The following is a 17438-nucleotide window of genomic DNA, read 5'->3' on the forward strand; positions in this document are numbered from 1 at the left end:
TGCATGCAGGGCTTGCGTGGGCGCAGCGTCGCGGGGCAGGTGCTCTTCCTGCAGGTCGTCGTCGCCGTGATCCTCATCGTGGCGGCCGTCGCGGGACTCACCCTCCAGGCACGAAACGACGCCGAACAGGACGCGCAGGCGCGGTCACGCGCTGTGGCGGAGACGCTCGCGCACTCCCCGGGCATCGCCGCGGCGCTGCGGTCCGACGACCCGACGGCCAGGTTGCAGCCGCACGTGGCAGCGGCCCACAAGGGCACAGGGGTGGATTTCATCGTCGTCATGGCGCCGGACGGCACCCGTTACGCCGACACCGACCCGGGACTGATCGGTGAACGGGCGGGCGGTGTGGAGCGAGCGGCGAGGGGCGAGCCGTTCACCGAGATCTACGAGGGCGATCCGTCGGACGCGGCGCGTGCGGTCGTGCCGGTCACCGGTGCTGGCGGATCGGTCCTGGGGCTGGTCGCGGCAGGGGTGAGTCTCGAGACGGTCGGGGAGTCCCTGCGGGGCCAGATCCCGGTGATCGTGGCTTCGGCCGGTGTCGCGCTGGTCCTCGCCGTCGGCAGCGCCGCCCTGGTCAGCCGACGGCTGCGTCGTCAGACGCGGGGCATCGGGCCGAGCGAGATGACCCGGATGTACGAACACCACGACGCGGTGCTGCACGCCGTCCGCGAGGGGGTGCTCATCACCGGCGGCGACGGCCGGCTGGTCCTGGCCAACGACGAGGCGCGACGGCTGCTGGACCTGCCGGAGGACTGCGACGGGCGGCACATCACGGAACTGGGCCTGAACCCCGCCACGGTCGGGCTCCTCCGCTCCGACCGTCCCGTGACGGACCAGGTGCACCTCGCCGGGGACCGCCTGGTGTCCGTCAACACCAGGCGCACCGCCCCCTACGGCGGCCCCTCCGGGAACGTGGCGACCCTGCGGGACACCACGGAGCTGCGGGCACTGGCCGGCACGGCGGAGGTGGCCCGCGAGCGGCTGAACATCCTCCATGAGGCAGGGGTGCGCGTCGGCACCTCCCTGAACGTGGTCCGGACGGCGGAAGAGCTGGCGGATGTGGCCGTTCCGCGGTTCGCCGACTTCGTCACCGTCGACCTGCTGGGCGCCGTGACGCGCGGCGAGGAGCCCGGCGCCCCCGGGGAGATGCGGCGCGCGGTACTGCGCGGTGTCCGGGCGGACCACCCGTTCCGGCCCGTCGGCAGCGTTGTTCCGTCCGACGTCGCGGACGCGCCGACCGGTGGGGCCGCGGTGCTGGAGACCGATCCGGCAGGCGTCCGCGCGTACGGCATTCGCTCACTGGTCACGGTGCCGTTGCAGGCCCGCGGCGTCCCTCTGGGCCTGGCGCGTTTCTGGCGCACCGACACCTCGGAGCCGTTCGGCCAGGAGGACCTGACGTTCGCCGAGGAGCTGACCGCCCGTGCCGCGGTCGCCATCGACAACGCCCGCCGTTTCACCCGCGAGCACACGATGGCGGAGACCCTTCAGCGCAGTCTCCTGCCGCACGCCCTGCCGCACCAGAGCGGCCTCGACATCGCCTACCGCTACCTGCCCGCGCAGGCACGGGTCGGCGGCGACTGGTTCGACGTGATTCCCCTGCCGGGTGCCCGGGTGGCGCTCGTGGTCGGTGACGTCGTCGGGCACGGACTGCACGCGGCGGCGACCATGGGCCGGCTGCGCACCGCCGTGCAGAACTTCTCGACGCTCGACCTCCCCCCGGACGAACTCCTCACCCACCTCGACGAATTGGTGAGCCGTCTCGACCAGGAGGATCCCGAGGGCCGTAGCGGGGAGGCGGTCACCGGCGCCACCTGCCTCTACGCGGTGTACGACCCGGTCTCCGGCCTGTGCGGCATCTCCCGGGCCGGGCACCTCGCCCCCATGCTGGTCCACCCCGACGGCACCGTCGAGACTCCCGACGTGCCGCTCGCCCCGCCCCTGGGGCTGGGCGGCCTCCCCTTCGAGTCCGCCGAGCTGCGCCTGCCCGAGGGCAGCACCCTCGTCCTCTACACCGACGGTCTGGTCGAGCGGCGCGACCGCGACATCGACACGGGGCTGGCGATGCTGCGCGGCACCCTCGCGGGCGCGCAGGAGCGTACTCCGGAGCAGATCTGCGAGGCGGTGCTCGGCGGTCTGCTGCCCGAGCACCGCCGCGACGACGTCGCGCTGCTCGTCGCCCGTACCAGGCTGCTGGACCGCTCGCACGTCGCCGACTGGGACGTCCCCCGTGACCCGGCCGCCGTCGGCACGGTGCGCAACGCGTGCAGCCGTCAACTGGCCGCCTGGGGGCTGGACGACCTCGCGTTCACGACGGAACTCGTGCTCAGCGAACTGCTCACGAACGCCATCCGGCACGGTTCGGAACCGATCCACGTGCGGCTGCTCCACGAGCGTGCGCTGATCTGCGAGGTGTCCGACGGCAGCAGCACCTCCCCCCATCTGCGCCGGGCGGCCACGACCGACGAGGGCGGACGCGGACTGTTCCTCGTGGCGCAGCTCGCCCAGCGCTGGGGGACGCGCTACACCGCGACCGGCAAGGTCGTGTGGACGGAGCAGTCCCTGACGGAACCGCCCTCGGCCGAGGGGGCGCTTCCCGACCTCGCCGCGTTCCCGGACCTCGACGAACTGTGACCGCGGGGCTGCGGTTGTGCCCGCCCGGGGGACGGCGGATTCTGTAGGGGAGGAACGGGGCTGGTACCGGCTATGGCTGCATGGAACGCGGACGAGAACGCTGACCTGCGGGGTCCTCTCGACGTCTCCAGGGCTGCCACGATGGTCATCGACGCCCAGGACACGGTCGTCGGGTGGAGCCCGGCGGCGGAGCGGCTGCTCGGCTACCGGCCGGAGGAGGTCGTCGGCCGTCCCCTGTCCGCCTTCCTGTCGGCCGGCCCGAGCGCCTCGGTCGCCCCGCTGTCCCACCGCCTCCGGGGGAACGAGACGCGCACCGCCCGGAGGCGGGACGGGCTCGAGCTGGTGCTCGCCACCGCGGTGTCTCCCCTGTCCGGCTCCGCCACGGCGGAGCGCGTTCTCATCGCCACCGAGCTGACGGACTTCCGGCTGTGGGACTTCCGGCTGGCCCTGTTCGACGGACTGGCCACCCAGTCACCGGTCGGCCTGGCCGTCTACGACACCGATCTGCGTCTGATCTGGTGCAACACGGCGTACGAGCGGGAGATCGGACGTCCGTTCGCCGAGTTCCGGGGGCACCGGGCCGATGAGCTGTACGCCGGTGGAAGGTTCGTGACCAAGGGGCATCCGCCCACACTGGAAGCCGTCATGCGCCGGGTGCTCGACACCGGGGAGCCCTTCCTGGACCTGCACTTCCGGGGCAGGCCGCCCAGCGATCCGGAAACGGACCACCTCTGGTCCTGCGCCTACTACCGGCTCCAGGACGCCGACGGCCACGTCTTCGGGGTCTGCGAGGACGCGTTCGACATCTCCGACCGCCACCGGGCGCAGCAGCGGCTCGCCCTGCTCGTCGAGGCGGGCCGCGGGATCGGCACCGCCCTCGACGTGATGGTCACCGCCCGGAAGGTCACCGAGGTGGCGGTGCCGGGTTTCGCCTCCACGGTCACGGTCGACCTGGCGGGCGAGGTACTGGAGGGCGAGGTTCCGGCCGGCAGCGGCGTGACGCAGGCGCCGCTGGTCCGGGCCGCCCGCTGCTCGGCCGAGGACGACGCCGCCGCGGGTCCGGGAGCGACGTCCTCTCCCGTCCCGGAGCGCTCGCCCGTGGAGTACCCGTCCGGTTCGCCGCAGGACCGTTGTCTCTCCTCCGGCGGGCTCGTGCTCGACGACACGACTCTCGTCGTGCCGCTCCGGGCGGGTGACGGCATGCTGGGACTGGTCACCTTCGTCCGCGGCTCCGGAGCGGCCGTCTTCGACGGCGGCGAGGTGGCGCTGGCCGACGAGCTGGTCGCCCGTACGGCCGTGTCCATCGACAACGCCCGGCGGTTCACCCGTGAGCGCACCGCCGCGCTGACTTTGCAGCGCCAGTTGCTGCCCCAGAAGCTGCCCGAGGGGTCGGCGGGCGACCTGGCCTACCGGTACCTGCCCACGGACGACGTGACCGGTGTCGGCGGTGACTGGTTCGACGTCATTCCGCTGTCCGGGGCCCGGGTCGGACTCGTGGTCGGGGACGTGGTCGGCCACGGGCTGCAGGCGGCCGCCACCATGGGGCGGCTGCGTACGACCGTCCACGCGTTCGCGCAGATGGACATGGACCCGGTGGAGCTGCTGTCGCGGCTCGACGACCTGGTGGCGCAGTCGGCGGAGGAGCAGTGGGGGGAGATGGGCATGCCGGACGGCACCCACGCCGATGTGACCACCGGGGCGACCTGTCTCTACGCGGTCTACGACCCGGTCTCGCGGCGCTGTGTCATGGCCAGGGCCGGGCATCTGCCGCCGGCGGTCGTCGCCCCCGACGGCCGGGTGTCCTTCCCGGACCTGCCGGCCGGTCCGCCCCTGGGCCTCGGTGGCCTGCCGTTCGAGTCCATGGAGGTCGAACTGCCGGTGGGCAGTCTGCTGGCCCTCTTCACGGACGGCCTGGTCGAGGCCCGCGACCGCGACATCGATCACGGGCTCGCCGTCCTGGGGCGGGTCCTGAGCGAGCGGTGCGCGTCGCTGGACGAACTGTGCGACCGGGTGGTGGCGGAACTCCTGCCGGACGGGTCGACGGCCGACGACACCGCGCTGCTGCTCGTCCGCACCCGCGAACTCGACACCACGCAGGTGGCCGCATGGGAGCTTCCCGCCGAACCGGTCACCGCCGGACGGTTCAGGGACCTGACCACGCGGCAACTGCACCGGTGGGGCCTGGAGGAACTGTCCTTCACGACCGAACTGGTCGTCAGCGAGCTGGTGACCAACGCCGTCAGGTACGCCGAAGGGCCGGTCCAGGTGCGCCTCATCCGTGACCGCACCCTGTGGTGCGAGGTCGCCGACACCGGACACACGTCACCGCATCTGCGGCACAGCGGCGAGGACGACGAGGGCGGGCGAGGGCTGTTCATCGTCGCGCAACTCGTCCAGCGCTGGGGCACCCGCTATTCCGGCTCCGGCAAGACAATCTGGACCGAACAGGCCCTCCCCGGACCGGGCTGACGGGCCGCCCCGCGTCGGCTAGGCACCGGTGCCGGGCGGGCCGTCGAGCACCGTGGGGGCGTACTCCAGCAGCTGGAGCCGGCCGTCGAAGGTGCGGTGCTCGACCAGGTCCAGGGCGACGTCCGGGTACGCGTCGAAGATGCGGTCCTTCCCGGTGGCGCCGGTGATGACCGGGAAGACGACCACCCGGAACCGGTCGACCACACCGGCCCGCAGGAGCGACCGGCACAGGCTGACGCTGCCGAGGGTGCGCAGGGGCCGGGAGCCGCGCCGCTTGAGGTCCCGCACGGTCTCGGCGGCGTCCCCGCGGACAAGCTCCGTGTTGGCCCAGGCCGGCGGGGACTCAAGGGTCGAGGAGAACACCACCTTCGGCGCCGCCGTGAGCTTCACGAACAGGGGGTCGTCGGCCATCTCGGCGGCGAAGCCCGACATCAGCCGGTACGTCGTCGCGCCCATCAGCGTGGTGCACTCGCCCGCGGAGTCCTCGTCGAGCCAGGCGAGGTACTCGGGCACGTCCATGCCCCACAGGCCCGGCCAGCCGTCCGCGGCCCCGTAGCCGTCGAGCGAGATGATGAAGTCCACCATGAGGTCCGGCATCGGCCTTGTCCTTCCCGAAGTACGTGTGCGTACCGGTGATGACCGACGCGGAGCCCGAAAGTCATCGTCCCGCCGGGACGGTCGCGACACGGAGGTGTGAACGCCCTCGAAACGCCTGAGCGGGACTGCGGTACCCAGCACACTTGGCCGGGACCGGAGCCGCACGATCTTCGGCTCCCCGCTCACGAAACGAGGACTGACGTGCCGTCATCACCGCGTCGCCGCCTGACCGCAGGTGCCGCCCTGATCGCCGCGCTCGCCGGAGGGGTGGCCTCCTCCCCCGTGGCGTACGGCGCCCCCGCCTCCCCCGTGGCGGCGCGGGCCGCCGCCCCGTCCCCCGACATGGCGGGCGTGGCCGCTGCCCTGAACGCCGCCGTGGCCGAGGGAGCGCCGGGCGCGATGGCCAGGTTCACCGGCCCGGAGGGGGTCCGGGCCCGGACGGCCGGGGTCCGCGACCGTACCTCGGGCGCGGCCATGGACGTCCGGGCGCGTTTCCGCGTCGGCAGTGTCAGCAAGACCTTCACGGCCGTCGTGGTGCTGCAACTCGTCGACGAGGGCAGGCTCGCGCTCGACGCCCCGGTCGACCGCTACCTGCCCGGGCTCCTGGCCGACGACCGGATCACGGTGCGGCACCTGCTGACCCACCGCAGCGGACTGGCGGACTACACAGACCGGATGTTCCACGAGACCGTGCCCGGCTTCGAGGCCGTCCGCAACCGGGTATTCAGCCAGCGGGAACTCGTGGACCTCTCCCTCGCCGAGCCGCGCACCACCGAGCCCGGTGCGGCGTACAAGTACTCGAACACCAACTTCGTGGTGGCCGGGATGCTCGTCGAGGAGGTCACCGGCCGGCCGGTGGCGCGCGCGTACCAGCAGCGGATCATCGGCCCCCTCGGGCTGCGCGACACCTCGTACGTGCATCCCGACACCCGGATCGCGGGCCTGCGTGTGCGCGGGTACCTCCACCCCGACGAGGCCGGCGCCCCACTGGTGGACTCCACGGAGCAGACGGTGTCGTGGGCCCAGTCGGCGGGGGCGGTCATCTCCGCCCCCGCCGACCTCACCACCTTCATGACCGCGCTGATGCGCGGCGGGCTGCTGCCGCCCCGCATGCTCGACGCCATGACCACCGTCGCCCCGACGGACGCCACGAACACCCGGTTCTACGGGCTCGGCCTGCGCCGCTACGACCTCACCTGCGGCACGCGGGTGTACGGGCACACCGGCGCCGTCCAGGGCTACTACACCTACGCGTTCGCGACCCGGGACGGCAGGCGCGGCCTCTCCGCGATGGCGAACACCTCGAACCGGGGCCAGGCCAACACGGCGCTCGGCGGCACCCTGGAGGCGGCGTTCTGCGGGAAGAAGCCGTCCGCGTCCTGAGCGTGGTCCGAAGCGGCCCGTGTCAGCCTTCGCTCGGCTGGAGCACCACGAAGTCCGCGCCGGCCGGATCGAGGCAGACCGCCAGCCGGCCGACGCCCTCCGCGTCCTCCGGGCCCATCTGCACGCTGCCGCCGTTCCCGGTGACCGCGGCGACGGCGGCGTCGCAGTCGGTGACGGCGAAGACCGGGTGCCAGTACGGCCGGCCGCCCGCGAGGGCGAGGTCCTGCTCCCTCAGCTGCATCAGCCCGCCGTGCATCCGCTCCTCGGGCTGCCCGGCGGGGGTGATGAGCGTGTACGTGCCCCCGCCGCCCGGCATCTCCATGTCACCGAACTGCCAGCCGAAGACCCCGCCGTAGAACTCCTTGGCCGCGGCGGCGTCGCTCGTGTACAGCTCCGTCCAGCACAGCGAGCCCGGCTGGTCCACCCGCTCGACACCCTTGGTCTTCCCCGGCTGCCAGACGGCGAACTGGCCGCCCAGCGGATCGCTGTACTGCGCCATCCGGCCCCAGTCCTCGAGGTCCATCGGCGCCACCCGCACCGTGCCGCCCGCGCCCTCCACCGCCCGGGTCGTGGCGTCGGCGTCGGCCACGGAGTGGTAGATCATCCAGGCCGGGCGGGCGCCCTCCTCGGTGAGGGTGCCGAGGCCGGCGACGATCCCGCCGTCCTTGCGGAACATCCCGCCTTCCGGCCCCTCTCCCCCGCCACCCATGGACTCGTACTCCCAGCCCAGGACCGCGCGGTAGAACGCCGCGGCGGCCGGAACGTCCGGGACGCCGAGGTCGATCCAACAGGGCGAGCCGGAGGCGAAATCAGTGGTGATCACGGCGATTCCCTTTCGCAGTTCCTGTGTCCTCCCAGCCTGACACCCACCACTGACAACCGCCCCTCGGCCCGCGAAGGGTCACCGGTCCACAGGGGCACGCGAACGTCGCAGTTGCGAAGCGCGCATGATCCCTGATCTCCTGACCTGCGAACCTTCCCCGACCGGCGACAGGAATCATGACAGACAGTGCCCACCCCGTGACAGCCGACGACGAGCAGCCGCCGTCCGAGGACGACCGCGCCTTCTTCGGACAGCCCAAGGGGCTGCTGACGCTGTCGGCCCTGGAGGTCTGGGAGCGGTTCTCGTTCCTGGGCATGCAGGCGATCCTGGTCCTGTACTTCGCCGACTCGGTGGCGAACGACGGCCTCGGCATGGACGCGGGCACCGCCGCGTCCGTGTCGGCGGCCTACGGCACCCTCGTCTACCTGGTCTCCGTCGGGGGCGGCTGGCTCGCCGACCGCATCCTCGGCTCCTACCGGGCGGTCCTGTGGGGCGGCATCCTCATCGCGCTGGGCCACTATTCCATGGCCGTGCCGACCGCCACCATGACCTGGGTCGGCCTGGGCCTGATCAGCGCCGGCACCGGGCTGCTCAAGCCCAACGTGGCCGCCATGGTCGGCAAGCTGTACCGCACCGACGACGACCGCCGCGACGCGGGCTTCGCGCTGTACTACATGGGCATCAACATCGGCGCGTTCGCCGGCCCGCTGATCACCGGCTGGCTGGGCGAGCACCAGGGCTGGCACTGGGGCTTCTCGGCCGCCGCGTTCGGCATGACCCTCGGGCTGATCCAGTACATCGCCGGACGGCGGCACCTCGCCGGACGCAAGCACGCCGCCGAGTTCGCCCTGGCGCCGGCGGCCATGCGGCGGGCCGTGTGGCTGATGGCCGCCGGGGCCGTGGCCTTCGCCGTGCTGTGCGGCGTCCTCGCGGGGGCCGGCTGGCTCACCATGGGACGGTTCGTCGACGTCCTCACGCTCGTCTCGGTGATCGCGCCGGTCGTCTACTTCTGGGTCATGTTCACCAGCCCCCGGGTCACCGCGGAGGAACGCGGGCGGCTGCGGCCCTACATCGTGCTCTTCCTGGCCTCGGTGGTGTTCAACTTCATCCTCTTCCAGGCGTACTCGACGATGATGCTGCTCGCCTCCACGAACGCGAACACCAGCATCCTCGGGTTCGACTTCCCCTCCAGCTGGTACGCCTCCGCGCTCGGCGCCTTCGAGGTGGCGCTGGCGCCCGTGGTCGCCGCCGTCTGGGTGCGGATGGGCCGCCGCCAGCCGCACGCCTCGAACAAGATCGCGCTCGGCGTGATCCTCGGCGGCCTGTCGTTCCTCCTCATGGTGCTGCCGACCTCGGGGCACGAGGGCACCGACTACCGGATGGCCGCCTGGTGGATCGTCGGCTCCTACCTGCTGCTCGGCCTCGGCGACGTGCTCCTGGAGACCTCGGGTCTGTCGGCCAGCAGCAAGCTGGCGCCGAAGGCCTTCTCCAGCCAGACCATGGCCCTGTGGTTCCTCTCCCTCGCCCTCGCCAACGGCATCCAGGCCCAGGTGGTGAAGATCTACGACGACGTGTCCCACCCCGCGTACTTCGGCGTCAACGGCGCGATCGCCGTCGTCCTCGGCCTGGTCGTCGTCGCCCTCGCACCGTGGCTGCGGCGCACGATGCACCCCGTCCACTGACCCACCCGGCCCGCCAGAAGGTGTACCTCCCCATGCGCATCCGCACCGACTTCCCCTACGAGACGACCCACGAGGACATCCGCATCCCCCTGCCGGACGGCACCCGCCTCTACGCACGCGTGTGGCGTCCGGTCACCGACGAGCCGGTCCCCGCCCTGCTGGAGTACCTGCCGTACCGGCTCAGCGACTGGACCGCGCCCCGGGACAGCCAGCGCCACCCCTGGTACGCGGGCCACGGCTACGCCTCCGTCCGCGTCGACGTGCGCGGACACGGCAACAGCGAGGGCCTGCCCGGCGACGAGTACGACGCCACCGAGCTGGCCGACGGTGTCGCGGTCGTCGAGTGGCTGGCCGCGCAGCCCTGGTGCGACGGCAAGGTCGGCATGTTCGGCATCTCCTGGGGCGGCTTCAACTCGCTCCAGATCGCCGCGCTGGCGCCCGAACCGCTGAAGGCAGTCGTCACCGTCTGCTCCGCGGACGACCGGTACGACAACGACGTGCACTACATGGGCGGCTCGGTGCTCGGCGTCGACATGCACGCCTGGGCCTCGACCATGCTCGCCTTCGTCTGCCGTCCGCCGGACCCGGAGTACGCCGGGGAGGAGTGGCGGCGGATGTGGCTGCGGCGGCTGGAGGCGGTCGACCCGTTCATCCACACCTGGCTGTCCCACCAGCTCCGTGACGAGTACTGGCAGCACGGCAGCGTCTGCGAGGACTACTCCGCGATCGACGCCGCCGTCCTCGCCGTCGGCGGCTGGCACGACCCGTACCGCGACACCGTGCTCCGGCTCGTGGAGCACCTGCCCGGCGACCGGGTGCGCGGGCTGATCGGCCCCTGGTCGCACCAGTACCCGGACCGCGGGCTGCCGCCGGGCCCGGCGATCGGCTTCCTCCAGGAGACGCTGCGCTGGTGGGACCAGCACCTCAAGGGCCGGGACACCGGCGTGATGGAGGAGCCGCTGCTCCGTTCCTGGATCAGCGAGTCGCACCGCCCGGCCACCGTCTACCCGGAACTGCCGGGCCGCTGGGTCGGCGACCCCGCCTGGCCCTCCCCGTACACGGCCCCCACGCCCCACGCCCTCGGCGGTGACCCGGTCGTCGTGCGTTCGCCCCAGCACACCGGCATCGACGCCGGCCGCTTCTTCCCCTTCGGCAACGACGCCGACCTGCCGCCCGACCAGCGCGAGGAGGACGCCCGCTCGGCGTGCTTCGAGTTCCCCGTCACCGGCGGCCCGGTGGAGATCCTCGGCCGTCCCGAGGTGACGCTGCGGCTGCGGATGGACGTGCCCTACGGGCAGGTCGTGGCCCGGCTGTGCGACGTGGCGCCGGACGGCTCGTCGACCCTCGTGACCCGCGGCGCGCTCAACCTCGCCGCCCGCGAGGGCCGGGACCGCAACGTGCCCTGGCCGCCCGGGGCGACGCAGGCGGTGACCTTCCAGCTCAACGGCATCGGCCACAGCTTCCCCGCCGGGCACCGCATCCGCCTCGCCGTCTCCTCCGCCTACTGGCCGTGGATCTGGCCGCAGGCGGGCTCCGAGGACGGCTTCGTGCTGGAACCGGCCGGGTCGGCACTCGTACTGCCCGTGCGGGACGGCGGGGCCCACCCGGAGGACGCCGGCATCCGTTTCGAGCCGCCCGAGCAGTCCGAGCCGCTGCGCGTCACCGTGCCGCCGGCCGAGGGGGAGGAGCGCCCGGAGCGGCTGGTGGTGCGCGATGTCGCCAAGGGCGAATGGCGGCTGGAGGTCGATCCGCGTTACGGCGGCACCCGCGTGTACCCGGACGGCCTGGAGTTCACCGAGGACGCGCTGGAGACGTACACCGTCCGGGAGGACGACCCGCTGTCGGCGCGGGCCGGGTCCGAGTGGACCGTGCGTCTGCGCCGGCCGGAGCGTGCCTGGGACGTCCGGGTCGAGACCAGGTCGGAGATCACCTGCGACGCCGAGGACTTCGTCACGTCGAACGAGGTGGTGTGCCGCGACGGCGAGGAGATCGTCTTCCGGCGCAGTTGGGAGAGGCGCGTCCCGCGGGTCGCCCGCTGACCTCTCGTCGGTACGCTGCGCGGCATGACCAGCTCGTACGAGAGCCTCGACGACGCCGGGGTCGCGGCGGCCGCGGCCGGTGCCGGTGCGGACGTGGTGCGCCGCATGTACGGCCGGCGGCTGTCCCGGACCGACAAGGGCGCGGGGGATTTCGCCACCGCCGCCGACGTGGAGGCCGAGAAGACGATCGTCGGTGTCATCCGTGCCGCCCGGCCCGATGACGCGGTGCTCGGCGAGGAGGGCGGGCGGCGAGGTCCGGCCGCCGCCGTACGCGAGTGGCTGGTGGACCCCTTGTGCGGCACGTTGAACTACGCCTCCGGCAGCATGCTGGTGGCCGTCAACGTGGCGCTGCGCCGGGGAGCGGCGGCCGTGGCCGACCCGTTCAGCGACGAGGTCTTCCGCACGGACGGTGAGAGCGCGTGGGTGCGGCAGGACGAGGTCGACGTAGAGCTGACGCCCACGTCCGCCGCCCGGCTGGTCGACGTCAATCTCGACCCGCCGTTTCCGAGCGCGCCCGGGTTCCGGGCCGTGGACCTGCTGGCCCACCCGGCGTTCGCCGAGCGGTTCCGGCCGCGCGTCGTGTCGACGACCCTCGCACTGGCGTGGGTGGCGGCCGGCAGGCGGGCCGCGTACGTCACCGACGGCGGGGACCTGTCCGGCAGCGTGCACTTCGCCGCCGGCATCGCCGTGTGCCGGGCCGCCGGCTGCGTCGTCACCGGCATCGACGGCGGACCGCTCGGCCGGGCGGGCCGCGGGCTGGTCGTGGCCGCCGACGCGGAGACCCACGGTCTGTTGATGTCGATGATCGCGGGCAGCGGCTAGCTGTACTGCCTCGCGAGGTCCTCGCCGGGGGCGTCGCCGTCGGGCGCCGGGGCGGCGTTCTCGCCGAGGAAGCCGCCCGACTGGTGCTGCCAGAGCCTGGCGTAGGCGCCGTCGGCGGCGAGCAGTTCGCTGTGGCTGCCCTGCTGGCAGTGCTGACCGACCCGCCACACGGCCTCCGCGAGCAGCAGCACCGCACCGAAGCCGAGCACGTAGGGCAGTGCCGAGCCGACCGTGAGACCACCGCCGTCGGCTGCCTGTCCTGCCAGTTTGGCGACCAGCAGGGGCGCCACGTAGCGGATCCCGATGTTGCCCACGGCGGGCAGCAGCAGCGCCGGCAGGGCCGGCCGTCGCAGCCGGAGGAGTTCCCTGCCGTAGCACCGCAGGGCGAGAACGACCGCGCCCCTGCCCGGCGCCGTCACGTGTGCGGCTGTCTGCGTCATCACACTCCCGGAGTTCAGACCCGGAAGTTTCCCTACAAGACCCGCCACCAGTCCAGGCATTTACCCCGGACAGGCGAGAACCGGACATCCGCCGGCGGTCAGGCGAAGGTGTAGCGGGTGTGGCTGAACACCTGGCCGTCGTGCCCGAAGCCGTACGCCGTGCCGGGCGCCACCGCGAACAGCAGGTCGTTGCCCTCGCGGATGCTGTCGCCGAAGCCGTGGAAGGGCCCCTCCGGCGAGGCGACGCGGTCCCCGTACTGCTCCTCGAACGCGGCGATGACCTCGTCCTGCCTTGCCGGATCCGTCACCCGCTCCGCCGTGCCCTCGACCACGATGTCGAGGCCTTCGGAGAACGTGTTGTTCCCCGTGGTGAGTACGCAATGGGCGTTGCCCGCCAGGTTCTTGGCCTTCTGTTCCCCCGACCCGGTGCTGAAGTGGAGCGCGCCGTCGTGCCAGGCGGCAATCAGCGGAGTGACGTGGAGGCGGCCGTCCGGCCGGACCGTGGTGATCCAGAAGATCTCGGCGGCGCGCAGTCGGCGCTCGGCCTCGGCCCATTCCGTGGCGGTGACGTCCTCCGCGCCCGGGCGCGGGTTGAGTGCGGCGCTGTAGCGGGCGTCGAGCTCGGTCTTGGGATGCTTCGGTGTCATGCCGGAATCCTCCCCCTCCGCTTCGGGGCACGGGGCGAGGCTCGCCGGTGCGGCCGCGGCCCCGGGCACCCAACGCCGCGGTGCCGACGGTGAATTCACTGTCCGGCACCGTCGGCGTACGCGATCATGACGGCATGGACGCTCGTTTCGTCGGCATCGCCGACCTGGTCGGAACCGGAATCCCCTCCGTGGCGGTCGTGGTCGACGTCATGCGCGCATACACCGTGGCCGCCTGGGCCTTTGCCCGGGGTGCGGAAAGGATCGTCCTCGCCGAGTCGCTGGACGAAGCCCTGGCCCTGAAGGCGCGCCACCCGGACTGGGCGGCGATCAAGGACGGTCCGCCCCAGCCCGGGTTCGACGCCGTCAACTCGCCGGGTCTGCTGCGGTCCGTCGACCTCGCCGGGCGGACCGTCGTACAGAAGACCACGGCGGGGACGGTCGGCGCCCTCGCGGTCAAGGACGCGTCGCTGGTGCTGTGCGCCGGCTTCGTGGTGGCCGAGGCGACGGCCCGGCTCCTGCGCACGCGCGCGTGCGACCGCGTCACGTTCGTGGTCACCGGCGAGGACGGGCGCGCCGACGAGGACCTGGCGTGCGCCCAGTACATCGCGCGCCGGGCCAGCGGCGCGGAGACGGACGCCTCCGGGTTCCTGCGCCGGGCCGCCGCCTCCCGGGCCGCCGTCGAGCTGACGACGGGCGTGCGTCGGGGAACCCATCCCGACGACGTCGCGCTCTGCCTCGAACTCGACCGCTTCCCCTTCGCCATGGTGGCGGCCCCGGAAGGCCCGCTCATGGTCCTGCGCCCGGGCGCGGACCCTGCCCCTACCGGCGCGGCGGCGGGCTGATCGCGGCCCGGCCGCGTCGGCGCAGTTCCCCCTCCAGGTGGGCGCGGAAGCCGCCCGGGGCGCGGCCGGTCACGCGCCGGACGGTGTCGGTGACGCGGTCCTCCGCCCCTTCGGCGATCGCCCGGTCCAGGCCGGCCAGCATGGCGGCGAACTCCGGCGGCACCACCGCGGTGAGACGCTCGGTCATCTCCTCGTGGGTCAGCCGGTGGTGGACCACCGGGCGGCCCGTGACGTCGGTCATGATCGCGGCGATGTCGTCATGAGTGAGCGCCTCCGGTCCGGTCAGGACGAGATCGGTGCAGGGGGCCCGCTCGTCGGTCAGGGCGTGGAAGGCGACGGCCGCGATGTCCTCGGCGTCGACGAAGCCGGTCCGGCCGGCTCCGGTCGCCGTCCGGATGGCGCCGTCCTCGCGGATGCTCCGGGCGTGCTCGTGTGTACCGGTGAAGTTCTGCATGAACCACGACGGGCGCAGCACCGCCCACTGTTCGAACAGTTCCCGTACCGCCCCGTAGACCTCCCCCACCGCGGGGCCGCCCTCCCGGACGGCCGAGGAGCCGAGGAGGACCGCACGGCGGACACCTCCGGTCACGGCCCGCCGGAGGAAGGGCAGCATGGTCGCCGCGGGGTCGGCGTCGCCGACGGGCGGTACGAGGTAGAGGCGGTCGACCGCGTCGAGGGCCGCGGGGTGGGTGGCGGAGTCGTACCAGTCGAAGGGGACCGGCTCGGCACCGGGGACCGGGGTGGCACGGCGGCTCGCCGCCCTGACGCGGTGTCCGGCGGCGGTCAGCCGCGCGACCGTGCGGCTGCCGGTGGTACCGGTGGCACCTATGACCAAAGTGGTGCCGGTGGCGGTCATCGGCCACTCCGGAAGTCCGCGCCGGGTTCGAGGACGGCAAGCGGGTTCCAGTAGTCGCGGTACGAGGTGAAGCGCCCTCCCTCCACGGTCACGACGGCGATGTAGGTCATGTCGAAGGGCGCGCCGGTCCTCACGAGGCGGCCGACGCCGCGCATCTCGACGACGAGGGTCTCCGGCTCGACGGTCCGGTGGATGCGCAGCTCCGGGAAGTCGCGCAGATCGATGTGGTCGGGATAGCCGCGCATGTAGGCGCCGATGGCCTCCTTCCCCTCCAGTCGTCCCGGCCAGCCCTCGGGGGCGAACGGGAACTCCATGACTCCGTCGTCGGCCCACAGGCCGGTCCATGCGGCGATGTCCTTGTCGAGCAGCAGCCGCAGGCTGTGGCGGTAGAGATCCGCCGGTGAGGTCGGTGCGGACATGGGTGTCCTCCATCTCGTAGAATCCGGACCACGGGTCCGTTTCAACGACGATACGGACCCCGGGTCCGCTTTGCAAACGAAGGAGCAGCACCATGGCCGAGCGCAGGCCCCGCAAGGACGCCGCCCGCAACCGGGAGGCCGTCCTCGCGGCAGCCGACGCCCTGTTCGCCGGGCGCGACAGCCCGGAGGACGTCACCATGGCCGACGTCGCGGCCGCCGCCGGCGTCGGCAAGGGCACGCTCTTCAGGGCGTTCGGCGACCGGCCGGGACTGCTCCGCGCGCTGTACGAGAGGCGGCTCGAACCGGTCGGGGAGGCCGTCGAGTCCGGCCCGCCGCCGCTGGGGCCCGCCACTGAGCCGAGGGAGCGGGTGGCCGCCCTGCTCGACGCCGTCCTGTGCTTCAAGTACGACAACCGTCGCCTGGCGCTGGCACTGGAGGACGGCGGCGCCGGCAGCCCGTACGGGGCGGAGCACTACGCGCGCTGGCACGCCCTGCTCCGGACGGTACTGGAGCAGATCCCCGGACTGCCCGACCGCGACTTCACCGCTCACGCCCTGCTCGCCGCGGTCCGGGCCGACCTCGTCGAGCATCTCGCCGGTCAGGAGGGCGTGCCGCGGGAAAGGCTGCGCAGGCGACTGGCGGAGTTCACCGGCAGGGTCCTGGCCGTCAGCGACGCCGACGGGCGTTGAGCCGGGCCGCCCGGCGCGTCAGATGGTCGCGCTCGGCGAGGCTGGACGCCTTGCGGGCCGCCTCCGCGTACAGCCGTGCCGCCGTCGCCGGATCGCCGTCGCGTTCGTGGAGGTACGCCGCCACCGCGGCAAAGTCTTCCGCGAGGTTCTCGTGGAGGGGACGGTCCCCGCCTGACCAGTACTGTGACGTCTCATGACCGACTCCGCATCCGAGATCACCGCGGACCTGGTCCGCGAACTGCTGCGCGAGCAGCACCCCGACCTCGCGGACCTTGCCATCCGTGAGGTGGCGGGCGGATGGGACAACCAGCAGTGGCGCCTCGGGAGCGAGCTGGCCGTGCGCGTGCCCCGTACGGAGCGGGCCCCGGGTCTCCAGCGCAAGGAGCGCCAGTGGCTGCCCGTCCTGGCCCCGCGCCTGCCGCTCCCGGTCCCGGAACCGGTGCGGACCGGCGAACCGTCCGCGCGCTTCCCCAAGCCGTGGACGGTCATGACGTGGGTCCCCGGCGAGCCGCTGGACCACAGTCGGATCAGCCGGGGTGACCACGCGGCCGGCCGGCTGGCGGACTTCCTCACCGCGCTGCACGTTCCGGCGCCCGCCGAGGCGCCGGCCGGTTCGGACCGCGGCGGGCACCCCAAGGAGTGCACGGACGGCTTCGACCACTTCTTCGAGGCCGTCGCCCCCGGTGACATCGCCGACGGCCTCCGGGCCGTGTGGGACGACGCCGTGGCAGCCCCCGAGTGGGCGGGCCCGCCGGTGTGGGTGCACGGTGATCTGCATCCCGCGAACGTCGTCGTCTCGGACGGAACCGTCTCGGGCGTGGTCGACTTCGGCGACCTGTTCGCCGGCGATCCGGCGTGGGACCTCGCGGCCGCGTGGGTGGTCCTTCCCGAGGGCGCCGCCGCACGTTTCTTCGACGTGTACGCGCGGGCGGACGGGGGGACCGTCCGGCGCGCCCGCGGGCTGGCCGCCCTCAAGGGCCTCGTCCTCATGCTGATCGGCCGGAACGGGGACCGGGGACTGCCCGGCGGCAAGCCGGTGTGGGGCCCCGCGGGCCGGGCGGCGCTCGACCGTGTTCTCCGGGGCGCCCCGGTGTAGACG

The 17438-nt window shown here is 73.0% G+C and carries 14 protein-coding genes and 2 pseudogenes; 9 read left to right on the top strand and 7 right to left on the bottom strand.

The genetic code is table 11. The features are described 5' to 3' along the window. Window positions 1-3 precede the first annotated feature (3 nt). Together AMK11_RS23980 and AMK11_RS23985 are read left to right on the top strand one after the other, a co-directional pair. The gene (locus AMK11_RS23980; RefSeq protein WP_073730076.1) at window positions 4-2631 is read left to right on the top strand and encodes a SpoIIE family protein phosphatase; all 2628 of its coding nucleotides are present in this window, start codon (window positions 4-6) and stop codon (window positions 2629-2631) included. Window positions 2632-2703: 72 nt separating this feature from the next. Next, window positions 2704-5100 carry a SpoIIE family protein phosphatase gene (locus AMK11_RS23985; protein ID WP_073730077.1) on the top strand — a complete coding sequence of 799 codons (2397 nt, stop codon included), beginning with the start codon at window positions 2704-2706 and terminating at the stop codon, window positions 5098-5100. 18 nt (window positions 5101-5118) lie between these two features. Here AMK11_RS23985 and AMK11_RS23990 read toward each other — a convergent pair whose 3' ends face one another. After that, window positions 5119-5697 carry a dihydrofolate reductase family protein gene (locus AMK11_RS23990; protein WP_073730078.1) on the bottom strand — a complete coding sequence of 193 codons (579 nt, stop codon included), beginning with the start codon at window positions 5695-5697 and terminating at the stop codon, window positions 5119-5121. Between the two features lie 201 nt (window positions 5698-5898). Here AMK11_RS23990 and AMK11_RS23995 point away from each other — a divergent pair, with 201 nt between their 5' ends. Further along, on the top strand, window positions 5899-7080 hold the full coding sequence (locus tag AMK11_RS23995) for a serine hydrolase domain-containing protein (RefSeq protein WP_073730079.1): 1182 nt from the start codon (window positions 5899-5901) through the stop codon (window positions 7078-7080). A gap of 22 nt (window positions 7081-7102) precedes the next feature. Here AMK11_RS23995 and AMK11_RS24000 read toward each other — a convergent pair whose 3' ends face one another. Further along, a complete protein-coding gene (locus AMK11_RS24000; RefSeq protein WP_073730080.1) occupies window positions 7103-7903 on the bottom strand; it encodes a VOC family protein in 801 nt (266 codons plus the stop codon). 176 nt (window positions 7904-8079) lie between these two features. On the opposite strand from AMK11_RS24000, the gene AMK11_RS24005 reads away from it, so the two are divergent. Genes AMK11_RS24005 through AMK11_RS24015 form a run of 3 tightly spaced genes read left to right on the top strand, consistent with a single transcriptional unit; the run spans window position 8080 to window position 12446 of the window. Further along, on the top strand, window positions 8080-9585 hold the full coding sequence (locus tag AMK11_RS24005) for a peptide MFS transporter (protein WP_073730081.1): 1506 nt from the start codon (window positions 8080-8082) through the stop codon (window positions 9583-9585). 32 nt (window positions 9586-9617) lie between these two features. Further along, window positions 9618-11624, top strand: a complete 2007-nt coding sequence (locus AMK11_RS24010; protein ID WP_073730082.1) for a CocE/NonD family hydrolase — start codon at window positions 9618-9620, stop codon at window positions 11622-11624. 24 nt (window positions 11625-11648) lie between these two features. Beyond that, window positions 11649-12446, top strand: coding sequence for an inositol monophosphatase family protein (locus AMK11_RS24015; protein WP_073730083.1), 798 nt, complete (start codon window positions 11649-11651; stop codon window positions 12444-12446). A 101-nt stretch (window positions 12447-12547) separates the two neighbouring features. Here AMK11_RS24015 and AMK11_RS24020 read toward each other — a convergent pair. Together AMK11_RS24020 and AMK11_RS24025 are read right to left on the bottom strand one after the other, a co-directional pair. Next, window positions 12548-12886: pseudogene (locus AMK11_RS24020) on the bottom strand (ABC transporter ATP-binding protein); the annotation flags it as partial. Window positions 12887-12984: 98 nt separating this feature from the next. After that, complete coding sequence (locus AMK11_RS24025) at window positions 12985-13533, bottom strand: pyridoxamine 5'-phosphate oxidase family protein (protein WP_073730085.1); 549 nt, start codon at window positions 13531-13533, stop codon at window positions 12985-12987. A gap of 134 nt (window positions 13534-13667) precedes the next feature. Between AMK11_RS24025 and AMK11_RS24030 the strand changes: the two genes are divergently transcribed. Next, complete coding sequence (locus tag AMK11_RS24030; protein ID WP_073730333.1) at window positions 13668-14375, top strand: 2-phosphosulfolactate phosphatase; 708 nt, start codon at window positions 13668-13670, stop codon at window positions 14373-14375. Here the strand turns inward: AMK11_RS24030 and AMK11_RS24035 are convergent. Both AMK11_RS24035 and AMK11_RS24040 read right to left on the bottom strand, forming a co-directional pair. After that, a complete protein-coding gene (locus AMK11_RS24035; protein WP_073730086.1) occupies window positions 14353-15231 on the bottom strand; it encodes an NmrA family NAD(P)-binding protein in 879 nt (292 codons plus the stop codon). The genes AMK11_RS24030 and AMK11_RS24035 overlap by 23 nt on opposite strands. Further along, on the bottom strand, window positions 15228-15650 hold the full coding sequence (locus tag AMK11_RS24040; protein ID WP_073730087.1) for a nuclear transport factor 2 family protein: 423 nt from the start codon (window positions 15648-15650) through the stop codon (window positions 15228-15230). Before AMK11_RS24040 ends, AMK11_RS24035 begins: the two co-directional genes overlap by 4 nt. A 92-nt stretch (window positions 15651-15742) precedes the next feature. Between AMK11_RS24040 and AMK11_RS24045 the strand changes: the two genes are divergently transcribed. After that, window positions 15743-16339, top strand: a complete 597-nt coding sequence (locus AMK11_RS24045; protein ID WP_073730088.1) for a TetR/AcrR family transcriptional regulator — start codon at window positions 15743-15745, stop codon at window positions 16337-16339. On the opposite strand, the pseudogene AMK11_RS24050 reads toward AMK11_RS24045, so the two are convergent. After that, window positions 16317-16469 (bottom strand): annotated as a pseudogene (locus tag AMK11_RS24050) (RNA polymerase subunit sigma-24); the annotation flags it as partial. The gene AMK11_RS24045 and the pseudogene AMK11_RS24050 sit on opposite strands and share 23 nt — an antisense overlap. 63 nt (window positions 16470-16532) lie before the next feature. On the opposite strand from AMK11_RS24050, the gene AMK11_RS24055 reads away from it, so the two are divergent. Then, the gene (locus AMK11_RS24055) at window positions 16533-17435 is read left to right on the top strand and encodes an aminoglycoside phosphotransferase family protein (protein WP_073730089.1); all 903 of its coding nucleotides are present in this window, start codon (window positions 16533-16535) and stop codon (window positions 17433-17435) included. Window positions 17436-17438 lie beyond the last annotated feature (3 nt).

It is taken from the genome of Streptomyces sp. CB02414, assembly GCF_001905385.1.
In the GTDB taxonomy this organism is placed as follows: Bacteria; Actinomycetota; Actinomycetes; order Streptomycetales; family Streptomycetaceae; genus Streptomyces.